Source organism: Mumia sp. zg.B53 (assembly GCF_019550935.1).
Taxonomy (GTDB): Bacteria; Actinomycetota; Actinomycetes; order Propionibacteriales; family Nocardioidaceae; genus Mumia.
Window position 1 is genome coordinate 189,120 of the sequence record NZ_JAHWCK010000004.1, and the last position, 15,657, is coordinate 204,776.

General features: G+C 70.6%; 18 protein-coding genes. 6 read left to right on the plus strand and 12 right to left on the minus strand.

Going from position 1 to position 15,657, the window contains the following annotated elements; translation table 11 throughout:
* Window positions 1–2: 2 nt before the first annotated feature.
* Window positions 3–1,085, minus strand: coding sequence for a HAMP domain-containing sensor histidine kinase (locus KV102_RS15180; protein ID WP_255561115.1), 1,083 nt, complete (start codon window positions 1,083–1,085; stop codon window positions 3–5).
* Between the two features lie 10 nt (window positions 1,086–1,095).
* Window positions 1,096–1,791 carry a response regulator transcription factor gene (locus tag KV102_RS15185; RefSeq protein ID WP_220341064.1) on the minus strand — a complete coding sequence of 232 codons (696 nt, stop codon included), beginning with the start codon at window positions 1,789–1,791 and terminating at the stop codon, window positions 1,096–1,098.
* 87 nt (window positions 1,792–1,878) lie between these two features.
* Between KV102_RS15185 and KV102_RS15190 the strand changes: the two genes are divergently transcribed.
* Both KV102_RS15190 and KV102_RS15195 read left to right on the plus strand, forming a co-directional pair.
* Entirely contained in the window at window positions 1,879–2,481 is a 603-nt protein-coding gene (locus KV102_RS15190) for a M15 family metallopeptidase (protein ID WP_220346780.1), read from the plus strand.
* Complete coding sequence (locus tag KV102_RS15195; RefSeq protein ID WP_308290349.1) at window positions 2,478–3,029, plus strand: VanZ family protein; 552 nt, start codon at window positions 2,478–2,480, stop codon at window positions 3,027–3,029. The genes KV102_RS15190 and KV102_RS15195 overlap by 4 nt, the downstream gene beginning before the upstream one ends.
* Here the strand turns inward: KV102_RS15195 and KV102_RS15200 are convergent.
* The 3 genes from KV102_RS15200 to KV102_RS15210 all read right to left on the minus strand — a co-directional run bounded on the left by KV102_RS15200 (window position 2,920) and on the right by KV102_RS15210 (window position 5,482).
* Window positions 2,920–4,206: an MFS transporter gene (locus KV102_RS15200; protein WP_220346781.1), complete on the minus strand. Its 1,287-nt coding sequence runs from the start codon at window positions 4,204–4,206 to the stop codon at window positions 2,920–2,922. The genes KV102_RS15195 and KV102_RS15200 overlap by 110 nt on opposite strands.
* Window positions 4,203–4,754, minus strand: coding sequence for a helix-turn-helix transcriptional regulator (locus tag KV102_RS15205; RefSeq protein WP_220346782.1), 552 nt, complete (start codon window positions 4,752–4,754; stop codon window positions 4,203–4,205). Before KV102_RS15205 ends, KV102_RS15200 begins: the two co-directional genes overlap by 4 nt.
* 71 nt (window positions 4,755–4,825) lie before the next feature.
* Complete coding sequence (locus KV102_RS15210) at window positions 4,826–5,482, minus strand: DUF4230 domain-containing protein (protein WP_220346783.1); 657 nt, start codon at window positions 5,480–5,482, stop codon at window positions 4,826–4,828.
* Window positions 5,483–5,576: 94 nt separating this feature from the next.
* Here KV102_RS15210 and KV102_RS15215 point away from each other — a divergent pair, with 94 nt between their 5' ends.
* Genes KV102_RS15215 through KV102_RS15225 form a run of 3 tightly spaced genes read left to right on the plus strand, consistent with a single transcriptional unit; the run spans window position 5,577 to window position 7,926 of the window.
* Window positions 5,577–6,632: a tocopherol cyclase family protein gene (locus KV102_RS15215; protein ID WP_220341068.1), complete on the plus strand. Its 1,056-nt coding sequence runs from the start codon at window positions 5,577–5,579 to the stop codon at window positions 6,630–6,632.
* A gap of 37 nt (window positions 6,633–6,669) precedes the next feature.
* Entirely contained in the window at window positions 6,670–7,050 is a 381-nt protein-coding gene (locus KV102_RS15220; protein WP_220341069.1) for a hypothetical protein, read from the plus strand.
* Between the two features lie 36 nt (window positions 7,051–7,086).
* Complete coding sequence (locus KV102_RS15225; RefSeq protein WP_220341070.1) at window positions 7,087–7,926, plus strand: alpha/beta fold hydrolase; 840 nt, start codon at window positions 7,087–7,089, stop codon at window positions 7,924–7,926.
* Between the two features lie 19 nt (window positions 7,927–7,945).
* Here KV102_RS15225 and KV102_RS15230 read toward each other — a convergent pair whose 3' ends face one another.
* Both KV102_RS15230 and KV102_RS15235 read right to left on the minus strand, forming a co-directional pair.
* The gene (locus KV102_RS15230) at window positions 7,946–8,317 is read right to left on the minus strand and encodes a PH domain-containing protein (protein WP_220341071.1); all 372 of its coding nucleotides are present in this window, start codon (window positions 8,315–8,317) and stop codon (window positions 7,946–7,948) included.
* 59 nt (window positions 8,318–8,376) lie between these two features.
* On the minus strand, window positions 8,377–8,835 hold the full coding sequence (locus KV102_RS15235; RefSeq protein ID WP_220341072.1) for a hypothetical protein: 459 nt from the start codon (window positions 8,833–8,835) through the stop codon (window positions 8,377–8,379).
* A 102-nt stretch (window positions 8,836–8,937) separates the two neighbouring features.
* On the opposite strand from KV102_RS15235, the gene KV102_RS15240 reads away from it, so the two are divergent.
* The gene (locus KV102_RS15240) at window positions 8,938–11,148 is read left to right on the plus strand and encodes a glycoside hydrolase family 15 protein (RefSeq protein WP_220346784.1); all 2,211 of its coding nucleotides are present in this window, start codon (window positions 8,938–8,940) and stop codon (window positions 11,146–11,148) included.
* Window positions 11,149–11,174: 26 nt separating this feature from the next.
* Here KV102_RS15240 and KV102_RS15245 read toward each other — a convergent pair whose 3' ends face one another.
* The 5 genes from KV102_RS15245 to KV102_RS15265 form a co-directional block, all read right to left on the minus strand.
* Entirely contained in the window at window positions 11,175–11,969 is a 795-nt protein-coding gene (locus KV102_RS15245) for an SDR family oxidoreductase (RefSeq protein ID WP_220341074.1), read from the minus strand.
* Window positions 11,970–12,141: 172 nt separating this feature from the next.
* Window positions 12,142–12,978, minus strand: coding sequence for an SDR family oxidoreductase (locus KV102_RS15250; RefSeq protein WP_220341075.1), 837 nt, complete (start codon window positions 12,976–12,978; stop codon window positions 12,142–12,144).
* 74 nt (window positions 12,979–13,052) lie between these two features.
* The gene (locus KV102_RS15255) at window positions 13,053–14,426 is read right to left on the minus strand and encodes a hypothetical protein (protein WP_220341076.1); all 1,374 of its coding nucleotides are present in this window, start codon (window positions 14,424–14,426) and stop codon (window positions 13,053–13,055) included.
* Window positions 14,423–15,106 (minus strand): ABC transporter ATP-binding protein, encoded by a 684-nt coding sequence (locus tag KV102_RS15260; RefSeq protein ID WP_220346785.1) that lies wholly within the window; start codon window positions 15,104–15,106, stop codon window positions 14,423–14,425. Before KV102_RS15260 ends, KV102_RS15255 begins: the two co-directional genes overlap by 4 nt.
* Window positions 15,103–15,621 (minus strand): PadR family transcriptional regulator, encoded by a 519-nt coding sequence (locus KV102_RS15265; RefSeq protein ID WP_220341078.1) that lies wholly within the window; start codon window positions 15,619–15,621, stop codon window positions 15,103–15,105. Before KV102_RS15265 ends, KV102_RS15260 begins: the two co-directional genes overlap by 4 nt.
* Between the last annotated feature and the right edge of the window lie 36 nt (window positions 15,622–15,657).

The window sequence follows — 15,657 nt, forward strand, 5'->3', positions numbered from 1 at the left end:
GGCTATCGGTCCGTGTGAGGCTGTCCCCGCAGGAGGGGCAGCCGGACCGTGACGCACAGCCCACCGGCAGGCCGAGGGGCGAGGGTCAGAGTGCCAGCGTGCGCGCGGGCGATGTGCTGGACGATCGCCAGGCCGAGGCCGACCCCGGAGTGGTCGGCGTGGATGCGATCGGTGCCGCGCCGGAACGGTTCGGCCAGTGTCGCGACGAGCTGCGGGCTGAGCTGCTCGCCGGTGTTCTCCACGGTGAGCAGCACGCTGGCGGGCTCGACTCCCGCGGTCACCTGCACGTGGCCGTGCGCCGGCAGGTTGTGGACGATCGCGTTGTGGACGAGGTTGGTGGTCATCTGCAGCAGCAGCGCGGGTGAGCCGCTGGTCGTCGCGACGTCACCGGAGGTCTGGATGCTGACGCCGCGCCGTTCCGCGAGCGGGAGCAGGGTCTCGGTGGCCTCTTCGGCCACCAGCGACAGGTCGACGGGCTCGTGGGTGAAGGAGCCCTGGTCTGTGCGGCTGAGCAGGAGCAGGGCTTGGGTGAGCTCGATCGCCCGGGTGTTGACTGCCGAGAGACGTTCCACGAGCTCCCCCGTGTCGCGGCTCGGGTCCTTCCGAGCGAGATCGAGGAGCGTCTGCGTCACCGCCAGCGGCGTACGCAGCTCGTGCGAGGCGTTGGCCGCGAACCGCTGCTGCTCGGCGACGTGCGCCTCGAGTCGTCCCAGCATGGTGTCGAAGGCGTCGGCGAGCTCACGGAACTCGTCGTGTCGACCGTCGAGGTCGATCCGGTGCGAGAGCTCGCCGGTCGCCGCCCGACGCGTGGCAAGGGTGATGCGGGTCAGTGGAGCGAGCATCCGACCGGCAAGGAACCAGCCTCCGGCGAGACCGACCAGGAGCAGGACCGCCAGTGCTTGAGCAGCTCTCGGTGCGAAGGCTTCCAGCAGGTCGGAGCGTGTGGGGGTGAAGGGGCCGGGGCCGAGGTTCGCATGGTCGGGCACGTAGCGCAGGAGGAACACCCAGACCGTGGCGAGGAGCAGGGCACCGGCGACCATCAAGAAGCCGGCATAGCTGAGGGTGAGCTTGAGCCGCACGCTCATCCCGGGCGCCCTAGCCACCGCGTGCTCCCTCGCGCCCCACGTGCGTCTGCGTGTCGAGGCGATACCCGACGCCGGGAACCGTGGCGATCAGCCCGGGTTCCCCGAGTCGCTTGCGGAGGCCGGAGACGGTGATGCGTACGGCGTTGGTGAACGGGTTCGCGTTCTCGTCCCACGCCCGCTCGAGGAGCTGCTCCGCGCTGATGACGCCACCCTCGGCAAGGACGAGGATCTCGAGGACGGCGAACTGCTTGCGGGTGAGCGGGACGTAGCGGCCGTCTCGATAGACCTCGCGGCGGAACGGGTCGAGTCGGAGGCCGGCCACCTCGTGCACGGGCGGTCTGCTGTGCGCGCGGCGACGATCGAGCGCCCGCAACCGCAGCACCAGCTCCCTCAGCTCGAACGGCTTGGTGAGGTAGTCGTCGACACCCAGCTCGAACCCTGACGCCTTGTCGTCGAGGCGGTCGGCGGCGGTGAGCATGAGGATCGGTGTCCCGGCCCCGGAGTCGACGATGCGCCGGGCGATCTCGTCTCCGGACGGACCGGGGATGTCACGGTCCAGCACGGCGATGTCGTAGGCGTTGACGCTGAGCAGCTCCAGAGCGGTGTCACCGTCGCCCGCGATGTCGGCGGCGATCGCCTCCAGCCGGAGGGCGTCGCGGACCGCCTCCGCCAGGAACGGCTCGTCCTCGACGACCAGTACGCGCATCCTCCGATGGTAGGGAGTGGGCACCTATCGCCGCCGTATCGAAATCTGCGTACGCCCTGACAACACGCCCTTTCCTTGACTGGCGGCATGTCCCGTCCCCAGGAACCGCGAGCGGCAGCGCGCCGCACCCGATCGATCCTCCTCACGGTCACGGTCGCGGCCGCGGCTGCCGCCACCGCCGCGCTGTGGGTGATCGTTCTCGGCATCCCGCAGACCGGCGTTCCCGCGGAGACCCGTGCCGTCGGCGCGAGCGGCAGGATCGCCGAGGGCGCGTCCGTCCTCGCCGAGATCCCTGCGGTGACGAACCTCGACCCAAGGCTCCGTACGGCGCTTCGCCGGGCGGCGACCGACGCGGCCGACGACGGTGTCGAGCTCGCCGTCAACAGTGGATGGCGCTCGTCCGACTACCAGGAGCAGCTCTTCCGAGAGGCCGCGGAGAAGTACGGCTCGGACGAGGAGGCCAGGCGGTGGGTCGCCCGGCCCGGGGCCTCGGTGCATGAGGCCGGGGACGCTGTCGACATCGGTCCGTCGACGGCCGCGGCATGGCTGGCCGAGCACGGCGCCTCCTTCGGGCTCTGCCGGATCTACGACAACGAGCCGTGGCACTATGAGCTGCGAACCGACGCCGTGGCTCATGGTTGCCCACCGACCTACGCCGACCCGACCGAGGACCCGAGGATGCAGCGGTGATCATCGACCGGTACGGCGGCATCGGCCTCGTCATGCTGGCTCTTCTGCCGGCGGCAGCAGTGGTCGCGTGGGCGCTGGCACGCGTACGCCGTCGCGCAGGGAGCCCGACGAGATCGGCGTGGCGGGTGTCGCTCACCGAGGTCGGCATCGTGTACGGGACGGCACCGTGGGTCTGGCTCACCATGGAGCCGGGCAACCCCGCCGAGACCGGCACGGTGAGCCTGGTGCCGCTCCGGGACGTCGTCACCATGCCGCCGTACCAGATCGTCGGGAACCTCCTGGTGTTCGCGGTGCTCGGCCTCCTGATCCCCGTGAGGTTCCGGGCACTCGCCTCGGTCGCGCGGGTCATGGTCGTCGCGGCCTTCTGCTCGCTGCTGATCGAGGTCACGCAGTACGTCGTCCAGCTGGGGCGCGTGGCCTCGGTCGACGACATCCTGCTCAACAGCGTCGGCGCAGGTCTCGCCGCTCTCGTCTCGCGCCCGTGGTGGCGCCGGTCGCGAGGGGCCGGCACGGCGTCGCGGCGGGAGCAGCCACGCGCGATCGCGTGAGCGCCACGACCATCAGGACCGACATCATTCCTCCGAAGATGCCGAACGCGCCCGCGAGCGACACACCACCTGCCACCGCGCCGAAGGTGGCCATCGCCGCCGGCATGAGGCAGTCGTCGCCGAGGCGCTGGATGGAGCCGAGGCGACCGAGGAACTGGGGCGCGACGCTCCGGACGAAGACGGCATAGAGCAGCGCTGAGGCGGCTCCTGCAGTGAGACCGATGATCACGCACGACGTGGCCGTGACGAGGACCGTGGGTGTCGCGAGGAGGACGATCGCGAGCCCCTGCACGACGAGCAGCGTGAATGCCAGTGGGGCGGGCCGGTGGGGTTGCCAGCGGATCATGACGGCTCCGCCCACGAGTGCGCCACACGCGACCAGGGCCTGGAGCACGCCCAGCGTCCCCGCGCCCCACTCCGCGTCGCGCACGCGGAGGGCGAGACCGAGCCCGAGCGCCGGCCCGACGGCGAGATTGAGGCCCGAGAGGGTGATCACGAGCGTCCTCGTCGTCCGGGTGGTCCTCAGGTGCCCGAACCCCTCCCCGATGGCGCGCAGCACCGGGGCCGGATCCATCCGGGGCATGGGGAACCGGAGGCGGAGCGCCACCGCCAGATAGCCGAGAACCCCGAGGTAGGTGATCGCGTTGAGCGCGGCACTGACCGTCAGCCCTCCGAAGGCGACCAGTCCACCGCCGATCGCGGCGCCGGTCATGGCGCCGAGACGTGCGGAGGTCTGGCTCGCCCCTCCGTACGCGGACAGGTCGTCCTCTCGCACGAGGTGACGACCGAGGGTGACGGCGGCCGGCTCGAAAATCGCGTCGCAGAGTCCGAAGCCGATCGCGGCGACGGCGAGCAGGGCGATCGACTCTCCTGCCAGGACCGCGACCGCGATGGTGCCGAGGAGGACGAGCACACGAGCCGCGGTCGTCATGGTGAGGATCCGGCGTACGTCGAAGCGGTCGGCGACCGCCCCGCCGACCAGGAGGGCGGCGGCCCGGGGGAGCGTGCCGGCGGCAACGACCAGGCCGGCGACAGCGGGACTCGCGAGCTGCACCGCCGTCCACGCGAGAGCGATGATCCATGCGGCGTCGCCGGCGTCCGAGACACCCTTGACCACGAACCACCCGTGGACCATCCGATCTCGGGCGAAGGGCGGCACGGTCGACGTCGTCGTCACGGCGCGCTGGGGAAGCCGTGGGTGAAGACGAAGACCGGCTCTCGACCTTCGCCGTCGTCGACGTCGATCGCGTCGCGCCACTCGCGCCAGGTCCGGACGAGGGCCTGGTGGAGCGCGTCCAGCTCCGCGGGTGTGGCGGAGGCGATCAACCCGCTGTTGAACGCGGCACGACGCCACTCTTCGCCCGCACCGTCAGACGCCCGCTTCCACGCTGCGAGCTTGGCGAGCTGGTGGTCGATGTTGACCCGCTCCGCGGCCTTCGCCTCCATCCGCGCAGCAGGGTCGGTGTTGAAGTCGTCGACCGACCAGGAGATCGAGCTCTGCACCAGTCGCCACCAGCTCGTCCGGGCGTCGGTTGCCAGCTCCGTCGCCTGGGAGACGACTCCGGCGCGCTCCAGCATCCGGAGGTGGTGGCTGATGCTTCCGACCTGCTGGTCGAGCGCGCGGGCCAGCGTGCTCACCTGGCACGGCCCGTGCAGATAGAGGTACTCGATCATCCGTCGCCGGGTCGGCTGCATCACGGCGCGCAGTGTCTCGATGGACGTCATGTCGCGACGCTAAGTTCGGTGGAGCAGTTGGACAACAGTTCTTGTACATCTCCGCCGAGCCGCTGCGGGCGCTACTGCCAGGTGATGCTCACGGTCTCAAAACCTGCCGCTGCGAGGAACGTACGGAGCCACTGCTCGGTGTTCGCGCGCGCACGGTCGACCAGCTCGGACTCGTCGGCTGCCTTGTCGATCCGGGCCTTCGCGGTCCGGAAGACCGGACTGTCGTCGGTCGGGTTCTCGGCGAAGAAGTCCTCGACGCGGTCGGCGACGCCCCGCTGGCGCGAGACGATCCGTACCGACTGCTCGTCGATCTCGGCGCCGCTCAGCGTCGGCTGCGGGAGGGTGATCCTGATCGTGCTGGAGTCCTCCTCGACCGCGACGGAGTCCGCGTCGAGGCGGCTGAAGTCGACGGTGGCACCCACCGAGCCGGTCACGATGGCGACGATGCGTTGGCCCGAGACGAAGCCGGGGACGAACTTCGTGTCGTTCTCGATGTCCACGTCCTGGGTGAAGTTACCCTCGGCCGCGGTGAACTCCTCGAGCGTACGGATCCGTTCGAGCATCGTCGGCCCCGAGCGATCGACCGTCTCGGAGCCGAAGGGGTTGAAGCCGTCAAAGATGTTGAGGCGATCGATCGCCATCACAGCAGCGATGGTGAGCAACGACGACGCGATCACCAGAGCGATCACGGTCTTGAACGCGGTCACACCGCTGCGCTGGAAGGCCACGGGCGTCAACATAGTGGCTCGACACGCGTCTGTGGTCCGGCCAGGGCCGTCGACGCGGCGCCTTCGGGCTCCGGTGCTCTGCCATAGTGCGGGGATGACTTCCTGGGTGCGCACCGCCGTCTCGTCAGTCCGGCAGGCGTACCGCGCGAGTGGTGCCGACCGACCGTTCGGCGACCCGCTGCCCGCGCACGGGGTCGCGATGGAGGGCTACTTCTGGCGGTTCACCGACCCCGCGTCGGGTCGCGTCGTGATCGCGCTCGACGGGGTGAACCAGGCCGCCGACGGGACGTGGTCGACGCTGGGACTCGCGGCTCACCCGGGCGGCTTCCTCCGCACCACGGCGCACCCGGCGGGCTCTGCCGCCGCGGACGGGCTGGGAGTGCTGTCGGGAGAGGCCTTCCACGGCACACCGGACAGCCTGCGGGTCGATCTCGGCCCGGACGCGCGGCTCGACGTCAGGGTCACGACCCCGGTGCCGTGGCCGCGTCGGAGCGTGGGTGGATCGAGTGTGTTCCAGGCCGTGCCTGGTCTCAACCAGTACTGGCACCCGTGGCTTCTCGGTGGGTCTGCGTACGGCCAGGCCGTCGTCGGGACGGAGACCTGGGACCTCGACGGGTGGTCGGTGTACGCCGAGAAGAACTGGGGCAAGGGCGGGTTCCCCGACTCCTGGTGGTGGGGGCAGGCCCAAGGGTTCGCCGAGCGGTCGGTGTGCGTCGCCTTCGCCGGCGGAGAGGTGACTGCCGGCCCGATCCGGACCACGGTGACCGCCGTCGTCGTGCTCCTGCCCGACGGCCGGTTGGTCCGGCTGGGCGACCCGGTCGTGTCGCCGGTCCGTGCGGAGGTGAGTGACGAGCGTTGGACGCTGCGCGGGCGCAGTGCCCAGTGGCAGCTCGAGATCGAGGGCTCGGGCAGTCTGGCGAGCGCGCACGTGCTTCCCGTTCCCCTCCCCGCGCAGCGGCGCAACGTCCCGGGTGCGATCGAGCATCTCGGCGCCACCATGCAGGTGACGGTGCGTCGCCGGGGACGGCGTGTCTGGGAAGGCGAGTCCCACCTCGCCGCACTCGAGCACGGCGGTATCGACCGGGCGCGCGCCGAGGTCGTACGCCGTGGCGGCGGGCCGGACGCCGTGGATGCCCCGCCGTTGTCGTAGCCGAGGCCTGACACCGGCGCGGCCTTATCGTGGCGGTGTGAGCGACGCCGCGGCGCATCTGCAGGTCCTGGTGATCGGCCTCGACCCCTTCCGGGTTCCCGGACCGTGGGATCCGGAGCCGGTCGCCGAGGCGATCGAGAGCGGCATGGCCGACCTGGCCGCCCGCGGTCATGACGCCGAGGCATGTCTGGTGGGGCTGGACGGCAGCGACGACATCCGCACGCGCGTCAGCAGTGCGCTTCGAGCGCGCCCTTGGAACTGTGTTGTCGTCGGCGGTGGTCTCCGCAAGGATGAGGACCAGCTCGAGCTCTTCGAAACGGTCGTCAACCTGGTCAGGCGTCACGCCTCTCAGGCGACCATCGCCTTCAACAGCACGCCCCACGACCTCGCAGACGCGGTCGTCCGATCTCTGCGATGAGCCCACGCCCAGGACCCGGCATCTGAAGGGATCCCCATGAACATCACTGCCCCCGACGGAACTCGCCTCGGCTATCGCCGAGTCGGTGCTGGCTCGCCGCTGGTGTGCGTCCCGGGAGGTCCGGCGTTGCCCGCCGACTACCTCGGCGACCTGGGCGGCCTCAGCGACGAGGCGGAGCTGGTGCTCCTCGACCCCCGGGGGACCGGTGCGTCCGAGGCGCCCGCCGACCCCGCGACGTACCGGTGCGACCGGCTGGTCGACGACGTCGAGGCGCTGCGGCTGCACCTCGGCCTGGACACGCTCGCGCTGCTCGGCCACTCGGCCGGGGCGAACGTCGTCTACCGATACGCCGAGCAGTATCCGGACCGCGTCGAGCGACTCGTGCTGATCACTCCGAGCACTCGGGCCGTCGGCGTCGAGATCAGCGACGAAGCCCGGTCCGAGGTGGCGCGCTCGCGAGCGGCCGAGCCCTGGTACGCCGACGCGGCGGCCGCGCTCGACCGCATCCAGTCCGGCGCTCCCGACGAGGCGGACTGGGCCGCGATCACCCCCTTCACCTACGGGCGGTGGGACGACGAGGCCGCCGCGTACGACGCCGAGATGGACGCGGCTCGCAACCCGGTGGCAGCCCAGGAGTTCGGCGCCGACGGGGCCTTCGAGCCCGAAGCCACGCGGTCCGCCCTGGCAGCGCTCGACATCCCGGTCCTCGTCCTCGCTGGGAGCGTGGACGTGGGCAATCCGGTCGGCCCGTTGAAGGAGCTCGCCGCCCTGTTCCCGCGCGGAGAGCTCGCGGTGCAGGACGGCGCCGGCCACTTCCCGTTCTTCGACGACCCGGCGGCCTTCCGCGCACTCGTGGCCGGGTGGTTGGCGCGCTGAGGCCGGTCGGGCGACCGTGTCAGTGGTTGCCGAGCACGGCCCACGCGATCAGGCTGTCGATCCGCCGGACGTCCGCGCCCTTGCTGAGCTTGACCTTGATGTGGCCGGCGCGCGTCCAAAGCTCGATCTCCGAGTTCCAGTCGAGCCGGCCGGCGTTCTCCGACGACCACATGTTGATCGTGTTGTACGGAAGCGAGTAGATCTCGACCTTCTTGCCGGTCAGCCCTTGTGCGTCCCGCACGATCAGGCGTTTCGACGTGAAGACGGCGCTGTCGCGGAAGGTCTTGAAGGCGGCGACGGGTTCCTCGCCCGGCACCAGCAGTGGCCTCACGTCCTCGGGGATCGGGATCTCGTTCTGCAAGGTCCAGGCGGCAATCGGGGCGGTTTCCATGCGGGTGCTCCTCAGAGCTCGATGACGATGTCGCGGAACAGACTGCCGTACGAGCGCCGTCAGACGGCCGTGTTCCGGATCATCTGCTGGAGGACCTTCACCGTCGTCGCATAGTCGGCGTCGTCGATGCCGCGATGGATCGCCTCCCGGATCGCCGGGGTGTGCTGCTTGAACGCGACACGAGCCTCCTCGCCCGCATCGGTGAGCCAGAGCCTCCCCTCGGCATCGCGAGTCAACCATCCGCGGTCCAGCATGACCTCCGCTTCGGCAGCGAGGTCGTCCTCGACTCTGAGGTAGGAGCTCATGGCCTGCTGGAGGGCGGGGACGGTCATGCCGTGGCCGTCGGAGGAGATGTCGTTCTTCGACAGGTTGCGCAGCAGCCAGAACTGCGGCTGGGTGAAGCCGAGCGCGGCTTGCTTCGCGCGGATGAACGCGATCACCGACTCGTAGGCGACCCCGGTCCAGTAGGCGACCGGTTGCGCGGTCACGTCGGCGTCTGCGGTTTGCTGTGTCGTCATTCGACGACCGTAGGACTTCAAGCAACGTTGAGGTCAACACGCCGGGTTTGTGGTGCAGGTCACAGGGAACAAGACGGGCAGCGCAGCGCTCTGGAGGTCCCCATGCCCGCACCCCGCCCCGCCCGACGTCCTCTCGCCGCAGTCTTGGCCGCCACGGCCGCGGTGCTGCTCGGCGCCTCGTTGCTCGCGGCTCCGCCGGCCGCCGCAGCACCTGACGGCCCCGCGCCCGGGAGCCCCGGCGCCAAGAGCACCTGGACCGAGGCCGACAAGACCGGCTTCGGCACCGCTCGGGCTCGCCGCAGCAACGTGTGGTTCACACTCCAGCGTGGCCGGGTCGGCGAGGTCTTCTATCCCGATCTGTCGACACCGAGCGTGCGGAGCCTCGAGCTCGTCGTCACCGACGGCAGGAGGTTCACCGACCGCGAGTCCGTCGACATGCGTCCGGCCACCACGCGACCTGACGCACGCAGCCTCCGGTTCCGCCAGGTCGGCGGGCGAGCCGGTCGCTATCGCATCGTCAAGCAGGTGACGACCGACGCGCGCCGCGCGGCCCTGGTCGTCCGTGTGCGTCTGCAGTCGCTGGACGGGCGCCGCTACCGCCTGTTCGTACGGCACGACCCGGCCCTGAACAACGGCGGAATGGATGACCGTGCCCGTACGGTCGGCCGGACGCTGGTCGCCAGTGACGGCCAGGTCGCGACCGCGCTGCGGTCCCGTCCGCGCCTCGGCGCGAGCAGCAACGGGTACGTCGGTCGTGCCAGCGACGGGTGGCGTGACCTGCGCCGTGACCACCGCCTCGACCGGCGCCACCGCTCGGCCGGACCCGGCAACGTCGTCCAGACCGCCCGCGTCAGCCGTGTCACTGGTCTGCCGGGGCGACAGCGCGCCACGCTCACCCTGGGGTTCGGGCGACGCCCGGCTGCAGCACGTGCGACCGCCGCCGCGAGCGCCCGTACGGCGTGGTCCAGCATCCAGCGCCGGTACGACCGCGGGTGGCACCGCTATCTCGCCTCGCTGAAGCGGGTTCCCGCGTCGGCAGCTCCGGTCCGGCGGCAGTACCTCGCTTCCGCGCTCGTGCTGGCCGCCGCCGAGGACAAGCGCAACCCCGGTGCCGTCGTCGCCTCGCCGTCCGCGCCGTGGGTGTGGGGCGACGAGGTCCCCGACCTCTCCTCGCCGTCCGGCGCCTACCACCTCGTCTGGTCACGCGACTCGTACGAGTTCGGCAGCGCGATGTGGGCCATGGGGGACAAGGCAGCGGCGCGACGCATCGTCGACTGGCTGTTCCGAGTGCAGCAGAAGCCCGACGGATCCTTCCCACAGAACTCCGACGTCGAAGGCGAGCCGGTGTGGTCTGAGCTCCAGCTCGACGAGGTGGCGCTGCCGATCGTGCTCGCGCGGCTGACCGGCAAGACCGACCGCGCGACGTACCGGGGGGTGAAGCGCGCGGCAACCTTCCTCGAGCGTTTCCGCGACGAGGAGACCGGGCGCCCCGCGCCGTTCTCGCCGCAGGAGCGCTGGGAGAACCAGTCCGGCTACTCGCCGAACTCGATCGCCGCGCAGATCGCCGGCCTGGTGTGCGCCGCCGACATCGCGCGCAGGAACGGCGACCAGGAGTCCGCGGGCCGCTGGCTCCGCCTCGCCGACCGGTGGGCGTCCCAGGTCAAGGGCTGGACGGTCACCACGAACGGACCGCTCTCGACGCGCCCCTACTTCCTGCGGCTCACCAAGAACGGGCTCCCCGACACGGCTTCGCCGTACGAGATGGGTGACGGGGGACCCGTCAGCATCGACCAGCGCCGGGTGGTCGACCCGAGCTTCCTCGCCCTCACCCGGTGGGGGATCCTCCCCGCGAACGACCCGGTGATCGCGTCGTCTCTCGCTGTCGTCGACCAGGAGCTGAAGGTGCAGACGCCGAACGGTCCGTTCTGGCGCCGGTTCAGCTTCGACGGGTACGGCGAGACGCGCGAAGGTCGCCAGTGGGAGATCACCGAGCCGGGCACGGGCACCACGCTCGGCCGGGCCTGGCCGCTCCTCACCGGTGAGCGGGGTGAGCAGGAGGTGGCCGCCGGGCGCGACGCGTCGTCGTACCTCGCCGCGGTGGCGGCGGCCGCCAACGAGAGCGACATGATTTCCGAGCAGGTGTGGGACGGCCGACCACCGACGGGCAGACCGTGCTGCCAGCTGGGGGAGAACACGCGTGCCGCGACGCCGCTCGTCTGGTCGCACGGGCTCGTGGTGCGGCTGGCCTGGTCGATGCAGCGCGGCCGGCCCGCGGACCAGCAGGACGTGGTGGCGCGGCGATACCTCGACTGAGCGCGACCGGCGGCGACCGGCGGCCCTCAGACGTCGCGCCAGTCGGAGTTGGCCTGGTCGTGACCGTGCGCCGCCATCAGGCTCAGGCCGCCGTCGACCGTGAACGAGGCGCCGGTGACGTACGCCGACCGCGGTGAGGCGAGGAACCCGATCACCGAGGCGACCTCGGCGACGTGGCCGGGTCGTCCGAGGGGGTTGCCCGGGCGCTCCTGGTCGTACGCCTCGGACTCGTCCATGCCGGTCATCTCGGTGGCGATCTCGCCAGGGGCGACGGCGTTGACGGTGATGCCGTGCTCGCCGAGCTCGAGGGCCAGCACCTTCGTGAACATGCCGAGCCCAGCCTTGGCGGCACAGTACGCCGCGGAGCCCGCTCGGGGGAGGTGCTCGTGGACGCTGGTCACGTTGATGATCCGGCCTCCCTGGCCTGCGTCGATCATCACCTGAGCCGCGCGCTGCGAGGTGAGGAACGGGCCGTCGAGATCGGTCGCGATCACGTGCCGCCAGGTGTCGAGAGGGAGGTCGACGACCTTGTCGGAGTGACCCGTACCGGCGACGTTGACCAGCACCCCGAGGCCTCCGAGCTGTTCGACGAGCCGGTCGACCAGCGCTCCCGCGTCGGGGTTCGCCGCGTCGAAGGACTCGACGTACACCCGTTGCCCGCGTGCCTCGATCTCCTTGGCGGTCTCGCGGACGCCCTCGGTGTCGTGGTGGCAGGTGAGGCCGACGTCGAAGCCCTCGCTGGCGAGCAGCTGCGCCGTGGCCTGGCCGATGCCGGAGTCGCTGCCGGTGACGATGGCGAGCCGGGGATGCGTACGGGTCATGGGTCCTCCTGTCGAGTGGGTCCTCGACATCCGTTCCCCGTCAGCGCCGCACCACACCCGTACGCCCTAGGTGTCCCCGTCCCGCCGCGCGCCCGATTTGTGCAGTTGGTATGCGAACTCCGTGCCGAGAACCTTGACGAACTGCGCACATCGCGGACGGGGCCGCGGGAGATCAACGGAAGAGGTGTGCGTGGTCGCGCGCCCAGGTCGCGAAGCTGCGCGGGGGAGCACCGGTGATGTCGGTGACAGTGGTGGTGACCGGCTCGGGATCTGCGATGAACGACTCCCACCCGTCGAGGACGGCGTCGGGCGAGGAGAACCCTCCCAGCGCGGTGCGTAGCAGCTCGCGCGCCTCGTCTCGACCGAGGTCCTGCCATCGCAGGGCCCGCCCCAGCGCCTGACCGATCAGCGCCACCTGCTCGTCCTGCCGGAGGAGCTCGGGCCCACTGATCACGTGCCGCTGACCGGCGTGGCCGTCGCCGGTGAGGGCGGCGGCCGCGACGTCGGCGATGTCGCGCTCGTCGACGAGCGGGCGTCTCGCCGCGCCGAACGGCCAGCGCACCACGTCACCGGCACGGATCTGGTCGGCCCACATCTGGGTGTTGCCGGCGAAGCCGACCGGTCGCAGCTGGGTCCACTCACGCGCACGCTCCTCGACCTCGCGCTCGACGATCGCCCAGAACGACTGCGGTCTGCCCTCAGCCGCCTGCGCGGACAGGTGGACGACCCGAGGCGAGCGTGCGGCGATCGTCGAGACCACCCCCGGCGCCCAGCGTGCAGCGTGCTCGGGGGAGGAGAACGGCCACAGCAGGAACGTGGCGTCGGCACCGTCGGCCGCATCTGCCAGGGCGTCCAGGTCGAGGATGTCGGCCGCGACCACGTCCACTCCGTCAGGAACGTCCGTGCGGTCCACCGAGCGCGACATCGCACGCACCTTGTGTCCGTCGCTGACGAGTCGTTCGACGAGTGGGCGGCCTACCTTGCCGGTCGCTCCGGTTACGAGAATCATCGAAGTCCGTCCTTCCTACGAGTCGCCGATGTCTCGACCGACGCTAGGACTTCAACGTCGCTCGAGGTCAAGGACTACTCCGTTCGCAGGTTCTCCGCCGTGAGGGCACCTCGTACGACGCTGCGGGTCAGGCGGTTCGCGAGGTGGAGCGCGAGGACCATGAGGCCGATCGTCGCGACGAGTCCGACGAGCGTGGCGACGCCAGCACCGCTGTCGCTGCTGAGCGCGGCGATCGAGAGGGTGCCGATGACAGCGCCGACGACGGTCACCGGCAGCGCGACGAGACGTGCCTCCACCGCCAGCGAAGACGTGACGACCTCGGCAGGCACGCCGGTCGCAACCAGGGAGGAGATCTCGCGCCGCCGTTCGGCGACGGCCTCAGCTGATCGGACGACGATCGCGATGGCGATGATGCCCATCGACGCGACGATCGCTGCCAGGCATGCGAGCAGCGCGACGGTGAAGCTGGTGTCTACGTTGCCGCCGGCCCGAGTGTCGATCCCGAGACCGATGGCGACGCTGCAGGCAAGGGCGGCAGCGCCGGCGGTCGCGGCTGCGCGAGCTGCCGGTCGCGGATCGGCAGACAGACGCCGCGCGGCGAGGAGCGTCTCGACTCGGTTCGTCCGGACCGCGACCGCACGAGCGATCCTCCAGCCGAACCAGGGGGCAAACGCGGCGAGCGCGACGATCAACAGCGCGATCACGGGGATCATCACGACCTGAGAGTCGATGCCGGTCTCGACGAAGAGCGCAAGGGAGAGAACGGGGACGGCGACCACCACGAGGAGCAGCATGACCGGCCGCCAGATGCCGGGCGGGCGTGGCAGGGCCTTCGAGGCGAACCAGGCGTCTGCCGAGCGCCCGCCTGCGCGCGCTCCGACGACAGCCGCATCGGTTATCACCAGCAGGACGATGATGAGGGCCCACCACGCCGGGCCTGTCTCAGTGGGGACGAGCCCGCCGGCACCTCCGGGGTCGAAGCGTGGCCAGCCGAGGGTGTACCGCGACAGCTGCCAGAGGCCGAACCCGAGCACCACACCCACCGCGGTGGGCCCAACGACCTCGAGAGCTGCCCACCTGACAAGGTCCTGTCGCGTTGCCCCCGCCACCTGCAGCGAGGCGTAACGGCGGTCACGTGCTGACGACCCCAGGCGTACGGCCTGCCGCAGGAGGACGAGCAGGGGCACCGTCATGAGGAGGATCGCGAACAGGACTCCACCTCGCGTGCCGGGATCGGTGAGCGGTGCCAGCAGCACCTCCCCACCGCCGTTCGAGAACCCGTGCTCGGTGGGACCGTACGACACCCAGGACGCATCGGCCCTCGGATCGATCCGCGCGATCGAGGCCGCGATCAGCAGCAGCGCCACCACCGGAGCTGTGACGAGTGCGAGCATGGCTGGTCGTGCGCGTCCGGCAGCCGCGACCACCGCCAGCGCGGGCGGTCTCATGCCTGATCGACCAGACGCTCGACTGCCCCGTCGCGGAGCACCACGTCGCGGTCGGCCGCTGCGGCGACCCGGTTGTCGTGCGTGACGATCACGAGGCTGGCTCCGGTGTCGCGAGCTGTGGTGACGAGCAGGTCGAGAACAGACTCGGCGGAGACGGAGTCCAGGGCTCCCGTCGGCTCGTCGGCGAGGATCAACCGCGGGGCGGTGACGAGTGCGCGCGCGATCGCGACACGTTGCTGCTGCCCGCCGGACAGCTCTCCCGGGCGCTGGTCGGCGACCGCCCCGACGCCCAGCCGGTCGAGCCAGTCGAGGGCGATCGTCGTCGCTGCCGCGCGGTTCTTCTCCTCCAGCAGGAGAGGAAGTCCGACGTTCTCGGTCGCGGTCAGCTCCGGGACGAGCTGACCGAACTGGAGAACCAGACCGATCTCACGGCGTCGCAGCCGCGTCCTCGCCGTGGTGCTCAGCTGGTCGAGGTCGGTGCCGAGCATGTTCACCGTGCCGGTCTCGGGTGTGAGCACGCCGGCCAAGCACAACAGCAGCGTGGACTTGCCTGAGCCTGACGGGCCGGTGATGGCGACGGACTCTCCGTCGGCGACGCGGAGCGAGGCACCCCGCAGAGCGGGTGTGGGACCGAACGCCTTGTGGAGGTTGGTCGCCTCCACGGTCGGGGGAGTGGTCATCTGCGGGTCCTCTCGACGATGCGGAGTCGGGATGCCTCGAGCCACTGGAGGTCGGCGTCGAGGTGGGTCAGGGTGTGGTCGAGCGCGATGCGCTGCGCGAGCTCGTCGGTCTCGGCGATCTGGTGACGCAGTCGCCGCATGGCTTCGAGATGATCGGCACGTTGGCGCTGCAGGAACCCGGCCGCGTCACCGCCCAGGCGCAACGCGGTCACGGTCTTGCGGACCAGGTCGATCGCGGCGTACTGCCCGGCGGGCTCGGTCTGCCCCAGCCATCGGTCGAGTGCCGTACGCCCGACGTCGGTGATCGCGTAGACGGTGCGCTCGGGACCGTTGCCGGGCATCGTCTCGAGCTGCTCGACCTCCCCGCGCTTCTCCATCGATGCCAGAGCCGCGTAGACCTGGCCGTACGCGAGGGGTTTCGTTGCAGGGAAGCGTTCGTCGTACGCGCGCTTGAGGTCGTACCCGTGCTCTGGCCCCTCGCTCAGGACGCCGAGGAGCGCGTGTGCCAGTGTCATGGCGAGGACTATACACAGAATGAATACACAGTGTGA